Source organism: Streptomyces sp. A 4/2, assembly GCF_940670765.1.
GTDB lineage: Bacteria > Actinomycetota > Actinomycetes > Streptomycetales > Streptomycetaceae > Streptomyces.
Genome location: NZ_CALNVW010000030.1, coordinates 286781 through 304714 on the forward strand (window position 1 = coordinate 286781; position 17934 = coordinate 304714).

Here is a 17934-nt window from a genome sequence, read left to right on the forward strand (position 1 = left end):
GTGAGCACCCTGTCCTCCGAGGCCGTCACCACAGCCGAACTGGCCCCGGCCCCCTTCGTGCCGCTGCTCGACACGGTGGAGATGGCGGTTGTCGCCGACGGCGCGGAACCCGCCTGGACCCTGTCCGAGGTCCCCGGCGGCCTGCGCATGCTGCAGATCGAAGCCCCTGACACCGCGGTCGAGGTACGGCTGTCGGTCCCTCTCGGTGACACCGCCGGATACTGGCACCCCAAGGCCAACTGGAGCCGCACCCTGGTCGCCGACTGGGAAGGACGGTCCAAGGTCAGCCTCATCGACGGGCTGGCCGCCGGGTGCCTCTACGACTACACCGGCGCCACCCTCCTCACCTTCGCCGCCGCCGATCCGGTGCCGGACGTCGCGCTGCGCTTCGGAGTGTCCGAGGAGAACGACACCCACGTGGTACACCTCCAGCTTCCGCCTTCCGCCGCACCGCACCGCTTCCTCTTCGTGCCCCGCAGCCCGTCGGTGGCATCGGCCATGAGCGTGCTGCGCGATTGGTACACGACGGAGATGCCGGCGCCCCTGCCCGTTCCGGAGGCGGCCCGGCTGCCCTTGTACTGCACCTGGTACGCCTTCAACCAGCAGATCGACGCGGCCCAGGTCGAGCGGCAGGCCGAACTCGCCGTGGACATGGGCTTCGGCACACTGATCGTGGACGACGGCTGGCAGCGTTTCGGCACCGGCCGCGGCTATGCGGGAGCGGGGGACTGGACCCCGGACACCGACACGTTCCCCGACTTCGCCGGCCATGTCGCACGTGTACGCCGCAGTGGACTGCGCTACATGATCTGGGTCGCACCCCTGCTCCTGGGCCCTCAGGCGGAGTGCCACGAGACATGGGCCCCGTTCGCCCCCGCCGACTCCGGTGTGCCCGGAGCCCATGTCCTCGATCCCCGCCACCCGGAAGTGCGTACCCACGTCGTCCGCACATGCCTGCGTCTGGTGCGTGACTACGGCCTGGACGGCCTCAAGATCGACTTCCTGAACGAGGCCATGGTCTACGCCGGCGATGGGCGCGGTGACGTCGGGCAGGCCCTGCTGCTCCTGCTCACCGAACTGCGCGACGCGCTGCTCACCGAACGCACCGACCTGCTGCTGGAGTTGCGCCAGCCCTACGTCGGCCCCGGCATGGCGGCTTTCGGCAACATGCTCAGGTCCTTCGACTGCCCGGCCGACTCCACGGCCAACCGCGTCCGCACGATCGATACCTCCCTGCTGGCTGTAGGAGGTGTCGTCCACTCCGACCCTCTGATGTGGGACACCTCCGGCCCGGTCGAGGCGGCTGCGCGGCAGCTCATCGGCGCCTTGCACGCGGTGCCGCAGGTCTCCGTCCGCCTCGACGCACTCAGCGCGGAGCAGGCTGACGCGGTCCGCTTCTGGCTGGGCCAATGGCGCCGACTGCGCCCCCAGTTGCTCGACGGGACAGTCGAACCCGGGCGTCCCGACGGCCTCTACACGCTGGTCCGGTCGGAGTCCGACGGCGTGATCGTGCTGTCCGTGCACGACGAACGTGCCGTTTCCGTGCTGCCCGCCACCCACCGGGAAACAGTCCTGGTCAACGCCACGGCCGCGAACCGTGTAGTCGTCGATGTGCAGGACACGGGAGCACAGGTGGACGTCGATGTCCGCGGTCCGGACGGACGTATCATCGAGCGGACCCAGATGTCGCTCGTACCCGGCCTGCACAGCATTCCGGTCCCGACGATGGGTCTGGCTCTGCTGACGAAGACCTCGTGACCTGTCACGGGAGAGGGAGAGAATGAAGGTCGGCATCGTTGAGATCGCGGCCCGTGCGGGAGTGAGCGAGGCGACAGTCAGCCGGGTCATCAACCGTCGCCAGGGAGTGGCGAAGAAAACCAGGGACGCGGTCGAGGCGGCCATGACGGAACTCGGCTACGAGCGCGTGGTGGAGGGACAGCTCGTCGCAGTGATCACCGAGCATGTCTCCAACCCCTTCTTCGCCGATCTCGCCGAGCGCATCGAGGCGTTCCTCGCGCCCCACGGCCTCAAGACGGTGCTCTGCCCCGCCTTTCCCGGTGGCGTCCAGGAACGGGACTTCATCGCGTCGATCATCGACAAAGGCATCGCCGCGGTGGTGTACCTCTCCTCCTCCAACACGGTGGAAGGCGCCGACACCGAGGCGTACGGGATGCTGCGCGCCAGGCGCATCCCTTACCTCGGTATCAACGGGGGGTTCGCCGACAAGGTGCCGGCCCCCGTCTACTCCACCGATGACGCCCTGGCCGCCGAGCTGGCCGTCGATCATCTGTACCGGCTCGGTCACCGTGCCATCGGCATGGCCTCCGGTCCGCTGGGCAACCACCCGGCTGACCGGAGGGTGCGGGGGTTCCTCGATGCGATGGAGCAGCGGGGGAGCAAGGATGCCGAAAGCTGGGTGATGCGGCAGTCCTACTCGGTCGAGGGCGGTCAGGCGGCAGCACAGGCGCTGCTTCAACTCGGTGCCACCGCCATCGTCGCCGCCAGTGACTACATGGCGTTGGGCGCGATCCGGGGGATTCGCCGTCAGGGGTACACGGTGCCCCACGACGTCTCCGTCGTCGGATACGACGGCTCCATGATCACCGAATTCGTCGACCCTCCGCTGACGACCGTTCGCCAGCCGGGTGAACGACTCGCTCTCGAGGTCGGCCGGAGCGTCCTGTCGCTGGTCAGCGGTCGCGACGTACCCACCGGCGAACTCCTCTTCGACCCTGAACTGGTCATCCGGAGCACGACCGGGCCGCCGCCGCACGGTACAGCGGTCGGCCGGAGTCGTGAGGAAACGCCGCGCGGGACGTGAGTCCCTTGCGGCGCCTGATCGCCGGCTCATCCCTCGACCCCGTGCCGTGACCGGCCGGCTGTGTGCGCTCGCGCGGCTTCGCTCGGCGTCGGCGTCGTCGTCACGCCGGGACGGGTGCAAGCCGTCCATGAACAGCCGCCGACCCCCTGGCGGGTCGAACAGCAACTGCACCCGGCCGTCGTGCACGGCCAAGGACCGCCGCCGATCGTGCTCGCCGCCGGGCGGCGGGGCGATGGGCTCGCTCGACCAGGACGAGCTGCACGCTGTCGGAAGTGGCCGCGATTGCGTGAGTGATGCGTGAGTGGACTGAACGGCACTTGTTGGACCGGGTGTCACGGCGTCGAGGGTCAATAGGCGTAGGTCTCGGGTTCGAATCCCGAAGGAGGCTCGGATCAGCCCCAGGACTCACTCGCCGTGACCTGGGGCTCTTCCATGCCCCTTACCCGAGCGGGTATGCGGCGGCCGAGGTCTGTGCCCTGGGTGGCCGCGGCCTCCTGCCCCCGCCGTCCATGCCCTGGCAAGTTGGTCTGGGCCGAGGTCCTGGCCCGACCCTCGGCCGCCGTCAGCGAAGCCCCCGATGGTCGAAGCCAGATCACCCGCTCCTTCTGGGGCAGGTCCTCGCCTCGCTACGGGTGCGCTCTTCGAGGATCACGGTCTGGCACTCGTCGGCCGTACAGGGTGCACAGCAGACGAAGGCGCCATAACCACACAGAGTGTGGCGAAGAGGAAACCCATGTCCGATGTCATAACCAAGCTTTGTACTGCCTCGTTCATCTCACGGGTGCCGGGAAGTCCTTGGCATCGATCATCAAGTTGGATGGGGAGTTCACACGTGAGGCCTCAGGCCACCGACATATGTCAGATCGCCGAACAGCGCCGGACGGCCGACCGTGGCAGAACCGGCCACCGCACCCTGACCGCGTCGGCCACCGTGCACGCGTCCACCGCGCCATTCTTCGGCCGGCACGACCATTCCGCCCTGCGTGACGCGCTCGCCGCCGTCGCCGAGGACGCCATCATCTACGACCTGGACGGCATCGGTCGCCAGTACGCAGCCCTGTGCGCCGAACTGCCGGGTGCTGCTATTCGGTTCGCGATGAAAGCATGCCCGGTGGACGAGGTGCTCGACCATCTCGCCCGGCTCGGTTCCGGCTTCGACGCGGCCAGCCCGCAGGAGATCGCCCAGGCGCTGCGCACCGGGGTAGCCCCCGAACTGATCCACTACGGCAACACCGTCAAGTCCGACCGCAACATCGCCGAGGCCTATCGGCTGGGCGTGCGTGACTTTGCCACTGACAGCCGGGAGGACGTCGCCGCGATCGCCGAACACGCGCCCGGCTCACGGGTGTTCTGTCGGATCGCGACCACCGGCGATGGTGCGCTGTGGGGCCTGAGCCACAAGTTCGGCTGCTCGCCCGAGGATGCCCTGCGGGTGCTCGGTGCCGCCCGGGCCGCCGGGCTGGTGCCCTCCGGCCTGTCGGTACATGTCGGCTCCCAGCAGATGACAGCCGAAGCATGGGGCGAGGCGATCGAGACGCTGGCCGCTCTGCTGGAGACACTCAACTGGCACGGCATCGTTCCGGACCGGATCAACCTCGGTGGTGGTCTGCCCGCGCTCAGCGTCCTCGACCGGCGTGGCCGGCCGCTGGAACCGCCGCTGGACAAGATGCTCACGGTGATCCGCGAAGGTGTGGAACGGCTGCGCGCCGTCAACGCCGCCCCGCTGGACTTCCTGCTGGAGCCCGGCCGCCACCTCGTCGCTGACCACGGTGCGATCCGTGCCCACGTCGCCCGGCTCACCTCCCGCCATCGGCTCGACGGCATCCGTGAGAACTGGCTCTACCTCAGCTGCGGAAAGTTCAACGGGCTCTACGAGATGGACCAGTTGCAGTACCGGCTGGAGTTTCCCACCCGCCCCGGGGGGCAGTTCGTCAACGCCGTGGTTGCCGGCCCGACCTGCGACAGCGACGACGCGTACGCGCAGGACGGCATGGTGCGGGTTCCGCGCACGATCGTCTCCGGCGACCCGGTCTGGGTCCACTCCTGCGGTGCGTACGCCGCCGCCTACACCACCCAGGGATTCAACGGCTTCGCACCGCTGCCGTACACCTGCATCGGTGGCCCGGCTCCGGACGGAGGCGGCACATGACCGGCACCCGGCTCCGGTTGCTCCGGGAGGAGGACTGGGATGAGGTGGTCGTGCTGGAGGAACGCGCCTACGCGGCGAGCGGCCTGTCCGAGGGAGAGGCAGCACTGCGCTCCCGGCACCGTGCCTCGCCCTCGACCTGTTTCGTGCTGGAGGACGCGGGCGGCTTCGGCGGCTACCTGCTCGCACTGCCGTACCCACTCTTCCGCTGCCCGGACCTGAGCCTGGCCGAGGAACGCGCGGCACAGGGGAGCAACCTGCACCTCCACGACCTGGTGATCGCCGAGCGGGCACGTGGTCGGGGCTTGGCAGGCCTGATGCAACAGCACCTGGAGGAGACGGGGCGTGCGGCCCGGTACCGGACGCTCTCTCTGGTAGCCGTGCACGGCTCACAGGTGCTGTGGACCACGCTGGGCTACCGCGCCCGGCCCGAGATCGGGTTGCCCGCGAGCTACGGTGCCGAGGCGGTCTACATGGCGAAGCCGCTGGAACACGCTGTCACCGATCCGGCTCCCGAGTCCTCATCCGGAGCCGAAGTAGGCTGATGCGGATGCTCCCCGTCCCCGATGTGTTCCGCCGCTCCCAACTGGCCATCGGGCACTGTCCTTCATGCTCGGATTCCAGTACACCACCTGGGCTCCCGGTTACTCCCCGCACAGGTGCACCGTGGGAAGCCAGGTGCGCCGAGCCATCTGTCGGGCTGACACGGGACTGAGTGCGTGGCAGACACCCGGCGCAATGCCTGCGGACTGGTTGGCCGGCTCGCTGCCAGGGGGAGTCCCCTGGCAGCGAGCCGAGCGCACGAGTTGTCGGACACCGAGCGGGCCTCGTTGTCCACCACGCGCGACGAGCGACCACCGTCGCGGTGATCAGCGCCCGCGAGCTGGAGAGCGACAATGATGCCCCGTCAGTACCTCCAACGGACAGCCTCGATGACCTCCGCATCCGTGTGCGTCGCGAACAGCTCTGCCTCCGCCCGCCGGACGCACAGCACGGCCTCGTACAGTTCGGGGCCGAGTGCCTGCCGCAGCAGTGCGGACTTCTCGTACGCGTCGGTCGTCTCCGACAGGCTCGCAGGGAGGCGCTCGGCGCTGCCGAGAGCGGCGGGGTCGCTCCGGGTCTCGGGAGGCAGGGGCAGGCCGGCGTCGAGACCGGCGAGTCCGGCGGCCAGCACGCCACCGATCTCCAGGTAGGGGTTGGCGGCGGCGTCGAAGCACTTGAACTCGGCGTTGGCCTGCCCGGCGGTGGAGCCGGCGATCAGGCGCAGCGCTGCCTCACGGTTCTCCAGGCCCCAGCATCGGTAAGCTCCAGCAAAGCGGGAGGGGACCAGACGCAGGTAGGAGGCGGCGCTGGGCGCGCCGAGAGCGAGCAGGGCGGGCAACTCGGCCAGTACGCCCGCGAGGAACTGCTCGGCGTCGGGGTGCAGTCCGTGACGGCCGGGGCCGCCGTGTCCGAGGTTCTGGCCCTGTCGCCAGAGGCTGAGGTGCAGGTGACCGCCGTTGCCGAGCGAGCCCTCGGTGAAGACGGGCGAGTACGAGACCCGCAGGCCGTGCCGGGCGGAGACGGCCCGGATGGTGTGGCGTACCAGCATCGTGGTGTCGGCCGCCTCGACCGGCCCCTCGGCGGCGACCGAGACCTCGAACTGCCCGGCGGCGTACTCGGGGTGGAGCTGCAGCACGGCCAACCCCTGCTTGGTGAGGGCGCGCAGCACATCCCGAAGGTAGTCGGAGTGCTCGATGAAGCGGGTCATCCCGAACCCGGGCCCGGCTGTTGCGGGGTCTCCGGCGGCGTCTGCCACCACCCACTCGATCTCGATCCCGGCTCGCACCGAGAGCCCGCGCCGCTCGACCGCCTCGGTGACCCGGCGGGCGAAGCCACGCTGGCAGCCGGGATGCGGGGTGCCGTCCTGGGCATAGCGGTCGGCCGGAGCCCAGGCCCAACCGGGCTGTGCGGCGAGCGGGGTGAGCCTGTCGAGGTCGGGGACGAGCCGCAGGTCGCCCATCGGGCCGGTACTCGAAGGTGCGGTGGTGAAGGAGTCGTCCACCAGGGAGACGTCGAAGCACGGTACGGCGCCGACACCGTACCCGGCGGCGTGTTCGAGTTGGGTGAGCGGGACGGACTTCACCCGGGTGAGCCCGGCGTTGTCGACCCAGCCGAACACTACCCCGTCGATTCCGTCGGCAGTGAGCTGAGCTTCGGTCGCCCGGGCCTGGGCGACCCGTTCGGCCCGGGAGTGTGTGGTGGTCATGCCGCCCATGCTGGTGCTCGCGGCAGCGGGTGCGTCAGGAATCACCGGGAGTTCACCCGTCCGTGAACGGACGGAGCAGAGACGCGACATGGGACGGGCAACGACCGCGAAACACGATGCGTTTCCTGTGCCCGGGTGTTCGCATTCCGGAGGCTCGCCTCGTCCGGGATCGACGGGGTTCGACAACCCACCTGGGTGCCTATCAGTTCTGTGGATCGGTCAGGCGTGCCGGAGGCAGAGGGTTCCCCACTGGAAGCCTGCGCCGATTCCGGACAGTACGTAGGTGTCTCCCGGGAGCAGGGAGCCCTCGGCGATGGTGGTGTGCAGTGCGGTGAACAGGCCGGCCGATCCGGTGTTGCCCAGTCGGTCGATGGTGATGGGTGCACGCTCACGGGGAACGCCCAGGGCGGCCATGGTCTCCGTGAGGATGTTCAAGTTGGCCTGGTGCAGGAAGAAGTGCCGGACCTGGTCGACCGGCACACCGGCGCGGTGGGTGGCGCTCATGATGCTCTCGGGCAGGCGTGTGGTTGCAGCGTTCCAGACGGCGCGGCCGTCCATGGACAGGTAGTGGTCTCCGGCGGCGACGGTGGCGGTGCTGGCGGGCAGCCGGGAGCCTCCCGCGGGGATCTGGACGTCGTAGGAGAGCTGGGAGCCCAGGTTGTAGGAGAGCAGGCCTGCTCCAGGGGTGTCGGCACGGGTGAGGACGACGGCTGCTGCGGCGTCCCCGAAGAAGACACCTGTGGTGCGGTCGGTGGGATCGGTGATCCTGGAAGCGCAGTCGGCCGCGAGGAGCAGGATGGTGGTGATGGAGGGGTTCTGCAGGAGGTGGGCGGCGATCAGCATGGCCTGGATGCCGGAGGCGCAGGCGGCTTGGGTGACGTCCAAGGACAGAGCGCGGTGGGCACCGAGGGCGTCTTTCACGATCAGCGCGGTCGACACGAGCGGCTGGTCCCAGGTATAGGTGGCGACGATGACCGCGTCCAGACGCGCGGGCTCGATGCCGGCTGCGTCCAGGGCCGGTTGGGCGGCGGCGACGCACATGTCGGAGGTCGCCAGACGCGGGGCCAGACGGCGGCGTTCGCGGATACCGGTGCGGCTGGTGATCCATTCGTCGCTGGTGTCCAGGGTGCGGGTGAGCTCCTGATTGGTGACGACCGTCGGCGGCAGGTGCATCCCGGTTCCGGCGATGGCGAACGGCACGGACAGGCCGGTACCGGTCTGGTGGAACAGGGTCTGGTCCAGGGTGACGGTCACTCCGCGGCGCTCCGCTCGGGCGCGTTCGGTGTTCCTCGAAGAATTTCCATTTTCCGTCCTCGATATCGGTTTGCGAATGCCCGGCACCGCCAGGTCCGTCGCATTGCAATGCCGCCGCAGCATCTCACGGGACACGGATCTGAAGTTCGCTCTTTAATCATTAAGAGTGAGGAAAGATATAACTGATTGACATCGCATTGTTGGAAAGTCCTTTCTGTGCTTCGAGTGGGTGGGGGGCGAATGCTGAGGGTGATCGGTTTTCGAATACCTGCGCGGAGGGCCGATGCGACGGGATGGACGGGACGGACGAGTCGCGGATTCCCTGCTGTGCTGGTGGCGGGGGCGGGCGGAGGGCTGGCCGGGGCGGGGTTGCTGGTCGCGAACGCGGCCAGGCGTCGGCCGGACCTGGTGGCCGGTCTCGTGCTGCTCGATCCGACGCCTCCCGAGGTTGTCGCCTTCGCGCCGCGCAGCCGGCAACTCGCGCGGATGCGTCGCGGCTTCCTGTTGTCGGCGGTGCGGTAGTTGTTCGGCGCCGATCGCGGCCCCGGGAGCCGGGCCGGGCAGGGCTGCGCCGCAGCGTCGGTCTTCGCCGAGCTGTCGCCGTCCGGGTCGGTGAGAGTCGGCTGGGAGACCGTGGTGTACGACGGGGATCTCGGGGACCTGCCGCTGGTGCTGGTGATACCCCGGGATCTCATCGGCGGTGAGGCGGTGTTGGCTGCCACCCAGGACGCTGCCGAGGGCAGAACGGATCAGCCGCTTCTACCGCCGGAGCCGGGTCCGGTACCTGTCGACGTCGACGTCGTCACGGCTGGTGCACACGCCGGAGGGAACGGGCCACGGCTTAACGGTCATGACGGCCTTTCCTCGGGCGGGGACGTGCGCAGGGACGGCACGGAGGCGAGCAGGGTTCGGGTGTAGGGGTGCCTCGGTGTGCGCAGGATCGTCTCGGTGGGGGCGGTCTCGACGATCCTGCCGTGCCGCATGACCGCCACGACGTCGGAAACGTGGCAGACCGCCGGCAGGTTGTGGCCGATGAACAGCATGGACAGCCCGAGCCGTCGCTGCAGTTCGCGGATCGTGTTGAGGACGGATGCCTGCACCGATACGTCGAGCGCCGAGGTGATCTCGTCGGCGATCAGCAGCCCGGGCTCGACGGACAGGGAGCGGGCGAGGGCGACTCGCTGGCGCTGGCCGCCGGACAGCTGCCGCGGCAGGCGATCGGCGAGCCGGGGGTCCAGGCCGACGAGGCCGAGCAGTTCGGCGGCGCGCTCGGCACCGGCGGCCCGGTCGAGCCGGCGGAAGACCGTGGCCGCTTCGACGAGCGTCTGGCGAACCGTCATCCGGGGGTCGAGCGCGGTGTCCGGGTCCTGGAGGACGACCTGGACGAGGCGGCCGAGTCGACGCCGGTCGCGGACGGTGCGGGTGCGGACCTCCTGGCCGTCGATCAGGACCCGGCCACCCTGCACGGGGACGAGGCCGACGATTGCGCCGGCCAGACTGGATTTTCCGGAGCCGGACTCCCCGACCAGACCGAGTGTGGTGCCGGACGGGATCTCCAGCGAGACACCGTCCACGGCGGCTGGGGAGTCGCGGGGGACGGGGTGGCGGACGGTGAGGTCGGTCACCTGAAGGGTGGTCACGACGCGGTCACCGTCTCCGGGGCCACTGCAACCGGTACCGGATACCAGCAGGCGACGCGGTGGTCGGCATCGAGGTCCTCCAGTGGTGGAGCCTGTTCGGTGCAGCGGTCTTGGCGGAGCGAGCAGCGGGGCTCGAACGGGCATCCCGGTTCGGGTGCGAGCGGATCGGGCGGCGCACCCTCGACGGTAGGCAGCGGTCGGCCGCGGTCGGCGGTGAGGTCCGGTACCGATGCGACCAGGGCCCGGGTGTAGGGGTGCCGGGCGCTGTCGGCGAGGCGGTCGGCGGGCAGGCTCTCGACGATGGTGCCCGCGTACATCACCAGGACCCGTTCGCAGAACTCGCCTACGAGCGCGACGTCGTGGCTGATGAACAGGATCGCGGCGGAGGTGTCCCGTCGCAGGTCGGTGAGCAGCCGGGTGATCTGCCGCTGCACGGTGACGTCGAGCGCGGTGGTCGGTTCGTCGGCGATGATCAGTCCCGGCCGTACCATCAGCCCGGAGGCGATCATCACGCGCTGGCGCTGGCCGCCGGAGAGCTGGTGAGGACGTGAGCGCAGCAGTGCCGGGGGCAGGGCGACCCGGCGCAGGGCGTCGGCAGCCTCCGCAGCGGCCTGCGCGCGGCTGGCACCGCGGTGGGCCCGGACGGCCTCGGTGAGCTGGGTGCCGATCCGCAGGGACGGGTTGAGCGCCGAGGCGGGATTCTGGAAGATCACCGACAGGCCCGTCGCGAGGTGCCGGTTCCGCTCCTTCGGCGTCAGGGCGGCGAGGTCGGCTCCGAGCAGGCGCAGAGTGCGCCGGGACACCCGGGCGCCGTACGGGAGCAGGTCGGCGATGGCGAGCGCGGTGAGCGACTTGCCCGACCCCGACTCGCCGACGAGTCCGACGACCTCGCCCGGCCGCAGCGAGAGGCACACACCACGCACTGGCCGGATCGTGCCGCCCGGGGTGGGGAGTTCGACGGAGAGGTCCTCGACCTGGAGGACCAGCCCGTCCTCGGCAGGGCCGCTCGGGGCGGGCGTCGGCGCGGGTGTGCGCGGCGCCCGGCCGCGCCGGGCGACGCTCCCGGCCAGGACCTCGCCGAGCAGCTGGAAAGCCAGGGCCGCGTAGAGAACCGCCAGGCCCGGGGCGAGCGCGGGCAGCGGCTCGGCGTAGATCCGGTCGAGCCCCTGGCTGAGCAGCTGCCCCCAGTCGTAGCCGGGCGGTTGGACGCCCAGACCGAGGAAACTCAGCCCGGAGAGCGCGACCAGGGCGGTGCCCGCCGCTGTGGTGGTGCTCAGGAGCAATGGCTCGGCGATGTTGGGCAGGACGTGCCGCCACAGCAACTGGTGGCGGCGCAGGCCGAGGACCCGGGCCGCGGCCAGGTGGTCGGTGCCCGCGACGCCTGCGGCGAGGGTCTGGGCGAGCCGGGCGAATCCGGGGACGCCCGCCGCTGCGAGGGCCAGCACCGCCCCGGCGGTGCCCGCGCCGAACACGACCGCGAGGAACATCGCGACGAGGAGCGCCGGGAAGGCGAGCAGGAGGTTGATCAGCCCGGCGGTCAGCCGACGACCGCGCCGGCCGAGGACGGCGGTGCAGGCCCCGATGAGGACTCCCGCGGTCGCACCGAGCAGGGTGGCCGCCAGTGCGAGCAACAGGGAGGGCCGGGTGGCCGTCAGGACCCGGGCGAGCAGGTCCCGGCCGAGGCTGTCGGTGCCGATCAGGTGTTCCGCAGAGGGGCCCTGGAGCACGGCCGAGGGGTCCGGGCGGTCGGCTGCCGCGCCCCAGAGCAGCGGGCCGACCAGCGCGAGCGCGACGAGCGACACCAGCATGGCCGCGGTGGCCCAGGCCATGGGCGAGCGCCGGAGGCCGGATGGAAGGCTCATGATCACATCTCCCGGATCGCCGAACGAGGGTCGAGTACGGCTAGCAGCACGTCGACCAGAAGGCCTGCGAGCAGCACCGCGGTGCCCAGCACCAGCACCATGGCCTGGACCACCGGGTAGTCCTGTGCGACCACGGACTGGGCCATGGCGGAGCCGATGCCGGGCCAGGCGAAGACCTTCTCGACCAGCACGGTGCCGGCGATCAGGGCAGGCAGCAGGCTCCCGGCGACGGTGAGTACGGCGGGGGCCATGTTCGGTGCCGCGTGCCGGAGGCAGCGGCGTGCGGAAGACAGCCGTTTGCTCCGGGCGGTGCGCAGGTAGTCCTCGTTCAGCACCTTCAGCGCCTCCACCCGGACGATGCGCAGCAGGACGGCGGTGGGGGCGAGGGAGAGCGCGAGGACGGGCAGGACAAAGGACTCGACGCCCGCCGCACCGGCCACCGGGAGCAGTTGGAGGCCGACGGCCAGCAGCGCGGTGAGTCCGGCGGCCAGGACGAAGTCCGGCACTCCGGCCAGGCCGGCGGTGACCGCGATGAACACAAGCTCGGTGCGCGGGCGGCGGCCGTCGCGGGTGCGGACCGCCGCCAGCAGGCCGACGGGCAGGGCGACGGCGAGAGTGACCAGGAAAGCGAGGCCGGCGATCTCCAGGGTGGTCGGCAACCGGGTGCGGACCAGCTCCGCGACCGGCGCCCCGGTGACCAGCGAGGTACCGAGGTCGCCGTGCAGGAGATTGCCGAGGTAGTGCCGGTACTGGGACAGGAAGGGCGCGTCGAGCCCGAGGGCGTGCCTGCGAGCGGCCACCAGGTCGGGGGCGGCGTCGACGCCGAGCGCGGCCCGGACCGGATCGCCGGGGATGAGGCGGATCATCACGAACGACGCGGTGACCACGACCCCGAGAGAGAGAAACAGCCGGAGGCTGCGGCGGCCGAGGAACACCGTCCAGGGGTGCCGCAGCAGCTGGGGTACGGACATGGTGGGCCCCAGATCACTGGTGGAGACGGATGCTGGTGGGAACGAGCTGGCCGCCGAAGGTGGTGGCGAAGGTGGTGCGGTAGCCGTACACGCTGCTCCGGCCTTCGGCGATCGGCAGCGCTTCGGCCGATCGGAAGAGCGCGGCGGCGGCCCGGTTCCAGGTGGCGCATCCGGTTGTGTCGGTCTCCCGGAGAGCCTGGGCGACCAGGGCGTCGTACTCGGGATTGGTCACCCCCGCGAAGTTGAGGCCACGGGCGGGGGTGGAGCCGGAGAAGAAGGGGATGAAGCCGACCGGCAGGGCGAAACCCGGGGTACTGCCGACCACCACGTCGAAGTCGGCGCTCTGGTACATGGCGTTGACGAGGGCGGGCAGGGTCTCGGTGACCAGGTCGACCTCGACGCCGAGCGCCGTCCACTCCCGGGCCATCAGCTCGGCTACGGAGGCCAGGGTCGGGCCGAGGTCGGGGCTGGTGATCAGGCGGAGCCGGAGCGACTGGCCGTTCTTGGTCAGCGGGCCGTCGGCGGAGCGCGTCCAGCCGGCGGCGCGCAGGGCCTCGACGGCGTTCTGCGCGGGCAGGTTGGCGTCGGCGAGGTCGGCGTGGCAGACGGCGCCCTCGGCGCCGAAGTCGGTGGCGGGGATGCCGGTGCCACCGACGGCGACGTCGGCGAGGCCCCGGCGATCGAGGGCGGAGACCAGGGCACGGCGCAGCGCCCGGTCGGCGAGTGCCCGGCCGGGGCGCTGGTTGAAGAAGGTCAGCCCGACCACGGTCGCCACGTCGGCGGTGGCCAGACCGTGGCCGGTGAGCCGGGCGCGGTCCGGCCCGCTCACGTGCGCGATGTCGATGCCCCCGGTGAGCAGCAGGTTCGCCGCCGTGGAGGTCTGGGGCACCACCGACATGACGATGCGCGCGGGGAGACCGGGTTCCGCGGTCGTCGCCCCGGCGGGCCCCCAGGAGTAGTTGTCGCGGACGGTGAACTCGTACGGTCCGCCGGGGGTGTAGCGGGTCAGCACGTAGGGGCCGGTTCCCTGGGTGGCGCGGTCCAGCGAACCGGGCCGGTCGAGGCCGGCGGGGCAGACGATCGGCAGCAGGCCGATGGTGCGGGTGAGGAAGGGGAAAGGGGCGGCGGCGGTCGCCGACACCGTGCCGGTCCCGTCGTCGGCGCTCGCGGTGAACGGAACGTTCGGAAGGACGGTCCGGGCGCCGGCGAGCTGGTTGGCCGGGTCGCCCGCGTAAGTGAGTGCCCGGGCCACTGCCGAGGCGGTGAGCGGAGTGCCGTCGGAGCAGGTGACACCCGGGCGGAGGGTGAAGGCGGCCGTGGTGGCCGTGGCCTGCCAGGAGGAGGCCAAGCCGGTGACCAGGGTGCCGTCGGGGGCGAGGTTGACCAGGGAGTCGTAGGCGTAGCGGGCCTGGGAGGCACCGAAGGCTGAGTACGGATCGAAGCTCGGCGTCTCGCTGGACTCGGCGATCCGGACGGTGCCGTGGTCTACCAGAGGGGTGGTCGTCGAGGAGGTGGCGACGCCGCCGCAGCCACCCAGCGCGACGGCCGAAGCCGTGAGAGCGGCCGCCAGAGCGACCGGCGGGGTGCGTCGGAGCATGGCCTCATGGTCCCACCGGGACTTGGTCGTGGTGGCTCAACTCACGTACATGAAAGGCATGTTCGAACGTCCCGAGCCGCCTGGTGGCATGGTCGGGAGCCGTCAGGGGTGACTGGGGCGACGATCCTGATTCACCCGTACGAGGGGGACGGGCGTGGCTCGCGACGGGCGGTCCGGACCGGGTCCGGCTGTCCGGCGGCGAGGGGCGGGGCGCCTCCGAGGCGCGGTGGGCATGGGGACGTGGCACTTATTCGAGAAGATAATCAGATACTCGTGCTAAATGGTGTTCGAATGCGCCATAACTCGGGTTACGCGGGAACGATGAAAGCACTCGGACGAGTGAACCAAAACACTCGGACGGGTGAACCCGGAGGGAGTAATTTGGCCCAGGTGGGTGTGATTCAACTACTGTGACCATGGGATCGGACGGCGCGTTCCGGTGTCCGGGAATTCGATTCGTCAGATGAGGAATCCCGGATATTCGAGATGGAATGCTTCATATCCGCCCGGCTGTGCGCTGCTCGGTGTTCGCCGTGCCCGGGTTCCCTGTCATACGTATGCGTAGAGAGGATGGAGCATCATGCCGCCTGTAGTACCGCCCTTCCTGGTCGGCCTCATTGTCGCGCCTCTGGCCAAACGCCTGCTCAAGCCACTGGTGGGTGGAGTCGTCAAAGCATCCGTCGGCATCGCGATGGAGGTGAAGAAGGCGGCTCAGGAGGCCGGGGAGAACATCCACGACCTCGCGGCCGAAGTGGCTGCCGATGTGGTGGCCGCCCAGATCGCCGCCGCGGAAACCGAAGGTCACTCCGGTGACGGTCAGCACACCACCGGAAACGGCGGCAAGGGGGAACCGAGGATCCCGAAGATCCGCGCGACCACCGGTAGTTCCTCCGGAAAGACGCCCTGACGGTCCGTAAGGACTCACGGCCGCCGCCAGGCGCGTATGCCGATAGATTTCGGCGGAATGCGTCCGGGCGGCGGCCGTTCGCAGGCCGTTCGGCCGCAGAGATTTGCTGTCCAGAATTTCCCGCTCCGTCGCCGTAATCCGTCGTGTCCGTGGCGGTTTTCCGCGACCTCCGCAAACAGGTGAACGTACACATGCCATCGCTACTGGGTGCCGCCGGATTCCGCTCCGTGGAATTGGGTGCGAGCCCACGCTCGGTCGCACCGGGCCGCCAGCGCTGGGACGTCAAGCTGGTCCTGGGACGACCGCGGACGGCCGAGATCCTCGCCGCCGCGCTGCGCCACATTCCCGGGATCACCGAGGCCCGGGCCAACCCGGTCACCGGCGGGGTGCTCGTCCGGCATGATGCGCGGTTGCGCGCCACGGACATCGGCCGGATCGTCCGCAGGGTCGTCACCCGGGTCGCGGAGGGACCGACCGGAGTGGGGTGTCCGGATCCGGTCCGCCACGCCCCCGCGCCGGCCCCGCGGGCGGACCGCGGCCTGGTCGTGCGCCCGGTGCTCGCCGTCGTCGGCGGGGTGGCGGCTGGGGTCGCACTGATCAAGGGGTCGACGCTGAGCAGGCAACTGGTGGCCGCGGGCGGGGTTGCCGCGGCGACTGCGGTCGTCCTCCGGAAGGCATGGCGCGGAACCGTCGACGCGTCCCGGGACGCGGCCGGGCCCGGTGCCGAACGCCACCCCTTGCTGGAGATCGTCGGTCCGCACCGACGCCGCCTCTACCGGGCCGCCTCCCTGTCCGTCGCCTGCCAGGCTGCGGAGATGGCACTCGGCACCTTCCTCGGATGGACCGGCCTGGTCCTCATCAAGGGCGAGGCAGCTCCGCTGGTCAGCCTCGGCCTGACCACGGCCTCCGCTCAACTGTGGGGCCTGGCCGGGCTGGTGGCCGCCGCCTGTGCCGCGGTGGCGGGTCTCTCGTACGCCTCGAACCTGCAGTGGCGCCGACTCGGCCAGGACATCGAGCACGATTGGCGGGGCCGCACGTACCGACACGTCCAGCACCTCGAACTGGGACACCTGGAGGGTGAGCGGACCAGCCGGGTGGCCGGCACGCTCACCAACGACGTCGGCCAGCTGGGCGCCTTCTTCGCCGGCCCGGCCAACGACGTGCTGCAACTCGGCACCAGCCTGGCCCTCCTGGTGCCGGCGTTCCTCCTGCTGGCACCGCAGATCGCCTGGATCGCGTTCCTGCCGATCCCGGTCATCGCCTGGCTGTCGCTGCACCACCAGGAGAAGGCCGCGGCGGACTACGCCGTCACCGGCGAGTGCCGGGCCGGGCTGGGCAGCCAGGTGATCAACTCGCTCGAAGCCGGTGCGACCGTCAAGAGCTTCTGCACCGAGGACTACGAGGCCGAACGCATCGACGAGCTGAGCGAAGCGGTCCAGGAGAGCAGCCGGCAGACCGACCGGAGCACGATCCGCCACGCCGAGATCGTCCGGTCCTGCACCACCGCATCGATGGCAGGCACCCTGCTGATCGGCGGTCGTTCGGTACTCAACGGCACCCTGCGCTTCGAGGTGTTCAGCCCGCTGATCGGGCTGCCCCAGATGCTGTTGATGCGGATGAGCCGGATCGGCGGCATCGCCGACCAGTACCAGCGCACCCTCGCCTCCTACGACCGGGTCCAGAGGCTGCGCGCCCTGCCCGTCGAGGCCGACGGCGGCGACGGGACGCTCGACCTTGCCGAGGTGCGGGGCGAGATCGTCCTCGACGGGGTCACCTTCGCCTACCCCGGCCGACCGACGGCACTGGAGGACCTCTCGCTGACCATCCCGGCCGGGCAGGTGACCGCCCTGGTGGGCGCCACCGGCTCCGGTAAGACGACGATCGCCAGACTGCTGATGCGCTTCCAGGACGCCCAGTTCGGAAGAGTGCTGATCGACGGACAGGACATCCGGGACCTGCGGCGACACAGCTTGCGCCACGCCATCGGCTTCGTCGCCCAGGACCCGTTCCTCTTCGACGGCAGCATTGCCGACAACATCCGCTACGGCAGCTTCGAAGCCTCGGACGAGGCAGTGCTCCAAGCCGCCGCCATGGCCGAGGCGGACACCTTCATCGCGACGCTTCCGGACGGCTACGACACTCTGATCGGTGAACGCGGTGCCGCGCTCTCCGGCGGCCAGCGGCAGCGGATCGCCCTGGCTCGCGCGATCCTCAAGGACTCGCCGGTCGTGGTCCTCGACGAGGCCACCTCCGCCGTGGACAACGAGACCGAGGCCGCCATCCAGCGCACACTGCGTGGCTTCGCGGCCGACCGCACGATGGTCGTCATCGCCCACCGCCTCTCCACGGTCCGCCACGCCGACCGCATCTACGTCATGGACAAGGGCGGCATCGTCGCCGAACAGGGCACCCATGACGAACTCCTCGCCCAGCACGGACTCTACGCATCTCTCTGGCAGCTCCAGGCCGGCGAACTCGCCGCCTGACC

13 protein-coding genes are annotated in these 17934 nt (G+C 70.3%); 7 read left to right on the forward strand and 6 right to left on the reverse strand.

What is annotated here, in order from left to right; all coding sequences use genetic code 11:
* The 4 genes from NBY69_RS22690 to NBY69_RS22705 all read left to right on the forward strand — a co-directional run bounded on the left by NBY69_RS22690 (window position 1) and on the right by NBY69_RS22705 (window position 5512).
* Complete coding sequence (locus NBY69_RS22690; protein WP_250303124.1) at window positions 1–1758, forward strand: glycoside hydrolase family 36 protein; 1758 nt, start codon at window positions 1–3, stop codon at window positions 1756–1758.
* Window positions 1759–1780: 22 nt separating this feature from the next.
* The gene (locus NBY69_RS22695) at window positions 1781–2821 is read left to right on the forward strand and encodes a LacI family DNA-binding transcriptional regulator (RefSeq protein ID WP_250303125.1); all 1041 of its coding nucleotides are present in this window, start codon (window positions 1781–1783) and stop codon (window positions 2819–2821) included.
* Window positions 2822–3752: 931 nt separating this feature from the next.
* On the forward strand, window positions 3753–4970 hold the full coding sequence (locus tag NBY69_RS22700) for a type III PLP-dependent enzyme (protein ID WP_374211322.1): 1218 nt from the start codon (window positions 3753–3755) through the stop codon (window positions 4968–4970).
* A complete protein-coding gene (locus tag NBY69_RS22705) occupies window positions 4967–5512 on the forward strand; it encodes a GNAT family N-acetyltransferase (RefSeq protein ID WP_250303126.1) in 546 nt (181 codons plus the stop codon). Before NBY69_RS22700 ends, NBY69_RS22705 begins: the two co-directional genes overlap by 4 nt.
* A gap of 362 nt (window positions 5513–5874) precedes the next feature.
* Here NBY69_RS22705 and NBY69_RS22710 read toward each other — a convergent pair whose 3' ends face one another.
* Together NBY69_RS22710 and NBY69_RS22715 are read right to left on the reverse strand one after the other, a co-directional pair.
* Window positions 5875–7215, reverse strand: a complete 1341-nt coding sequence (locus NBY69_RS22710) for a glutamine synthetase family protein (RefSeq protein WP_250303127.1) — start codon at window positions 7213–7215, stop codon at window positions 5875–5877.
* Between the two features lie 219 nt (window positions 7216–7434).
* Window positions 7435–8469, reverse strand: coding sequence for a 3-oxoacyl-ACP synthase III family protein (locus tag NBY69_RS22715; protein ID WP_250303128.1), 1035 nt, complete (start codon window positions 8467–8469; stop codon window positions 7435–7437).
* 327 nt (window positions 8470–8796) lie between these two features.
* Between NBY69_RS22715 and NBY69_RS22720 the strand changes: the two genes are divergently transcribed.
* A complete protein-coding gene (locus tag NBY69_RS22720; protein WP_250303129.1) occupies window positions 8797–8991 on the forward strand; it encodes a hypothetical protein in 195 nt (64 codons plus the stop codon).
* A gap of 326 nt (window positions 8992–9317) precedes the next feature.
* On the opposite strand, the gene NBY69_RS22725 is transcribed toward NBY69_RS22720, so the two are convergent.
* Genes NBY69_RS22725 through NBY69_RS22740 form a run of 4 tightly spaced genes read right to left on the reverse strand, consistent with a single transcriptional unit; the run spans window position 9318 to window position 14539 of the window.
* Entirely contained in the window at window positions 9318–10109 is a 792-nt protein-coding gene (locus tag NBY69_RS22725; protein ID WP_250303130.1) for an ABC transporter ATP-binding protein, read from the reverse strand.
* The gene (locus NBY69_RS22730; protein ID WP_250303131.1) at window positions 10106–11971 is read right to left on the reverse strand and encodes a dipeptide/oligopeptide/nickel ABC transporter permease/ATP-binding protein; all 1866 of its coding nucleotides are present in this window, start codon (window positions 11969–11971) and stop codon (window positions 10106–10108) included. The genes NBY69_RS22725 and NBY69_RS22730 overlap by 4 nt, the downstream gene beginning before the upstream one ends.
* A gap of 2 nt (window positions 11972–11973) precedes the next feature.
* Window positions 11974–12942, reverse strand: a complete 969-nt coding sequence (locus tag NBY69_RS22735; protein ID WP_250303132.1) for an ABC transporter permease — start codon at window positions 12940–12942, stop codon at window positions 11974–11976.
* A gap of 13 nt (window positions 12943–12955) precedes the next feature.
* On the reverse strand, window positions 12956–14539 hold the full coding sequence (locus NBY69_RS22740; protein WP_250303133.1) for an ABC transporter substrate-binding protein: 1584 nt from the start codon (window positions 14537–14539) through the stop codon (window positions 12956–12958).
* Window positions 14540–15119: 580 nt separating this feature from the next.
* Here NBY69_RS22740 and NBY69_RS22745 point away from each other — a divergent pair.
* Both NBY69_RS22745 and NBY69_RS22750 read left to right on the forward strand, forming a co-directional pair.
* Window positions 15120–15446 carry a DUF5132 domain-containing protein gene (locus NBY69_RS22745; protein WP_250303134.1) on the forward strand — a complete coding sequence of 109 codons (327 nt, stop codon included), beginning with the start codon at window positions 15120–15122 and terminating at the stop codon, window positions 15444–15446.
* Window positions 15447–15637: 191 nt separating this feature from the next.
* Window positions 15638–17932 carry an ABC transporter ATP-binding protein/permease gene (locus NBY69_RS22750; protein ID WP_250303135.1) on the forward strand — a complete coding sequence of 765 codons (2295 nt, stop codon included), beginning with the start codon at window positions 15638–15640 and terminating at the stop codon, window positions 17930–17932.
* The last annotated feature ends 2 nt before the right edge of the window (window positions 17933–17934 follow it).

Coding starts and splice junctions, on each gene's coding strand:
- NBY69_RS22710 (WP_250303127.1), bottom strand. CDS start 7,215: ATGACCACCACACACTCCCGGGCCGAACGGGTCGCCCAGGCCCGGGCG.
- NBY69_RS22745 (WP_250303134.1), top strand. CDS start 15,120: ATGCCGCCTGTAGTACCGCCCTTCCTGGTCGGCCTCATTGTCGCGCCT.
- NBY69_RS22740 (WP_250303133.1), bottom strand. CDS start 14,539: ATGCTCCGACGCACCCCGCCGGTCGCTCTGGCGGCCGCTCTCACGGCT.
- NBY69_RS22735 (WP_250303132.1), bottom strand. CDS start 12,942: ATGTCCGTACCCCAGCTGCTGCGGCACCCCTGGACGGTGTTCCTCGGC.
- NBY69_RS22695 (WP_250303125.1), top strand. CDS start 1,781: ATGAAGGTCGGCATCGTTGAGATCGCGGCCCGTGCGGGAGTGAGCGAG.
- NBY69_RS22705 (WP_250303126.1), top strand. CDS start 4,967: ATGACCGGCACCCGGCTCCGGTTGCTCCGGGAGGAGGACTGGGATGAG.
- NBY69_RS22750 (WP_250303135.1), top strand. CDS start 15,638: ATGCCATCGCTACTGGGTGCCGCCGGATTCCGCTCCGTGGAATTGGGT.
- NBY69_RS22730 (WP_250303131.1), bottom strand. CDS start 11,971: ATGAGCCTTCCATCCGGCCTCCGGCGCTCGCCCATGGCCTGGGCCACC.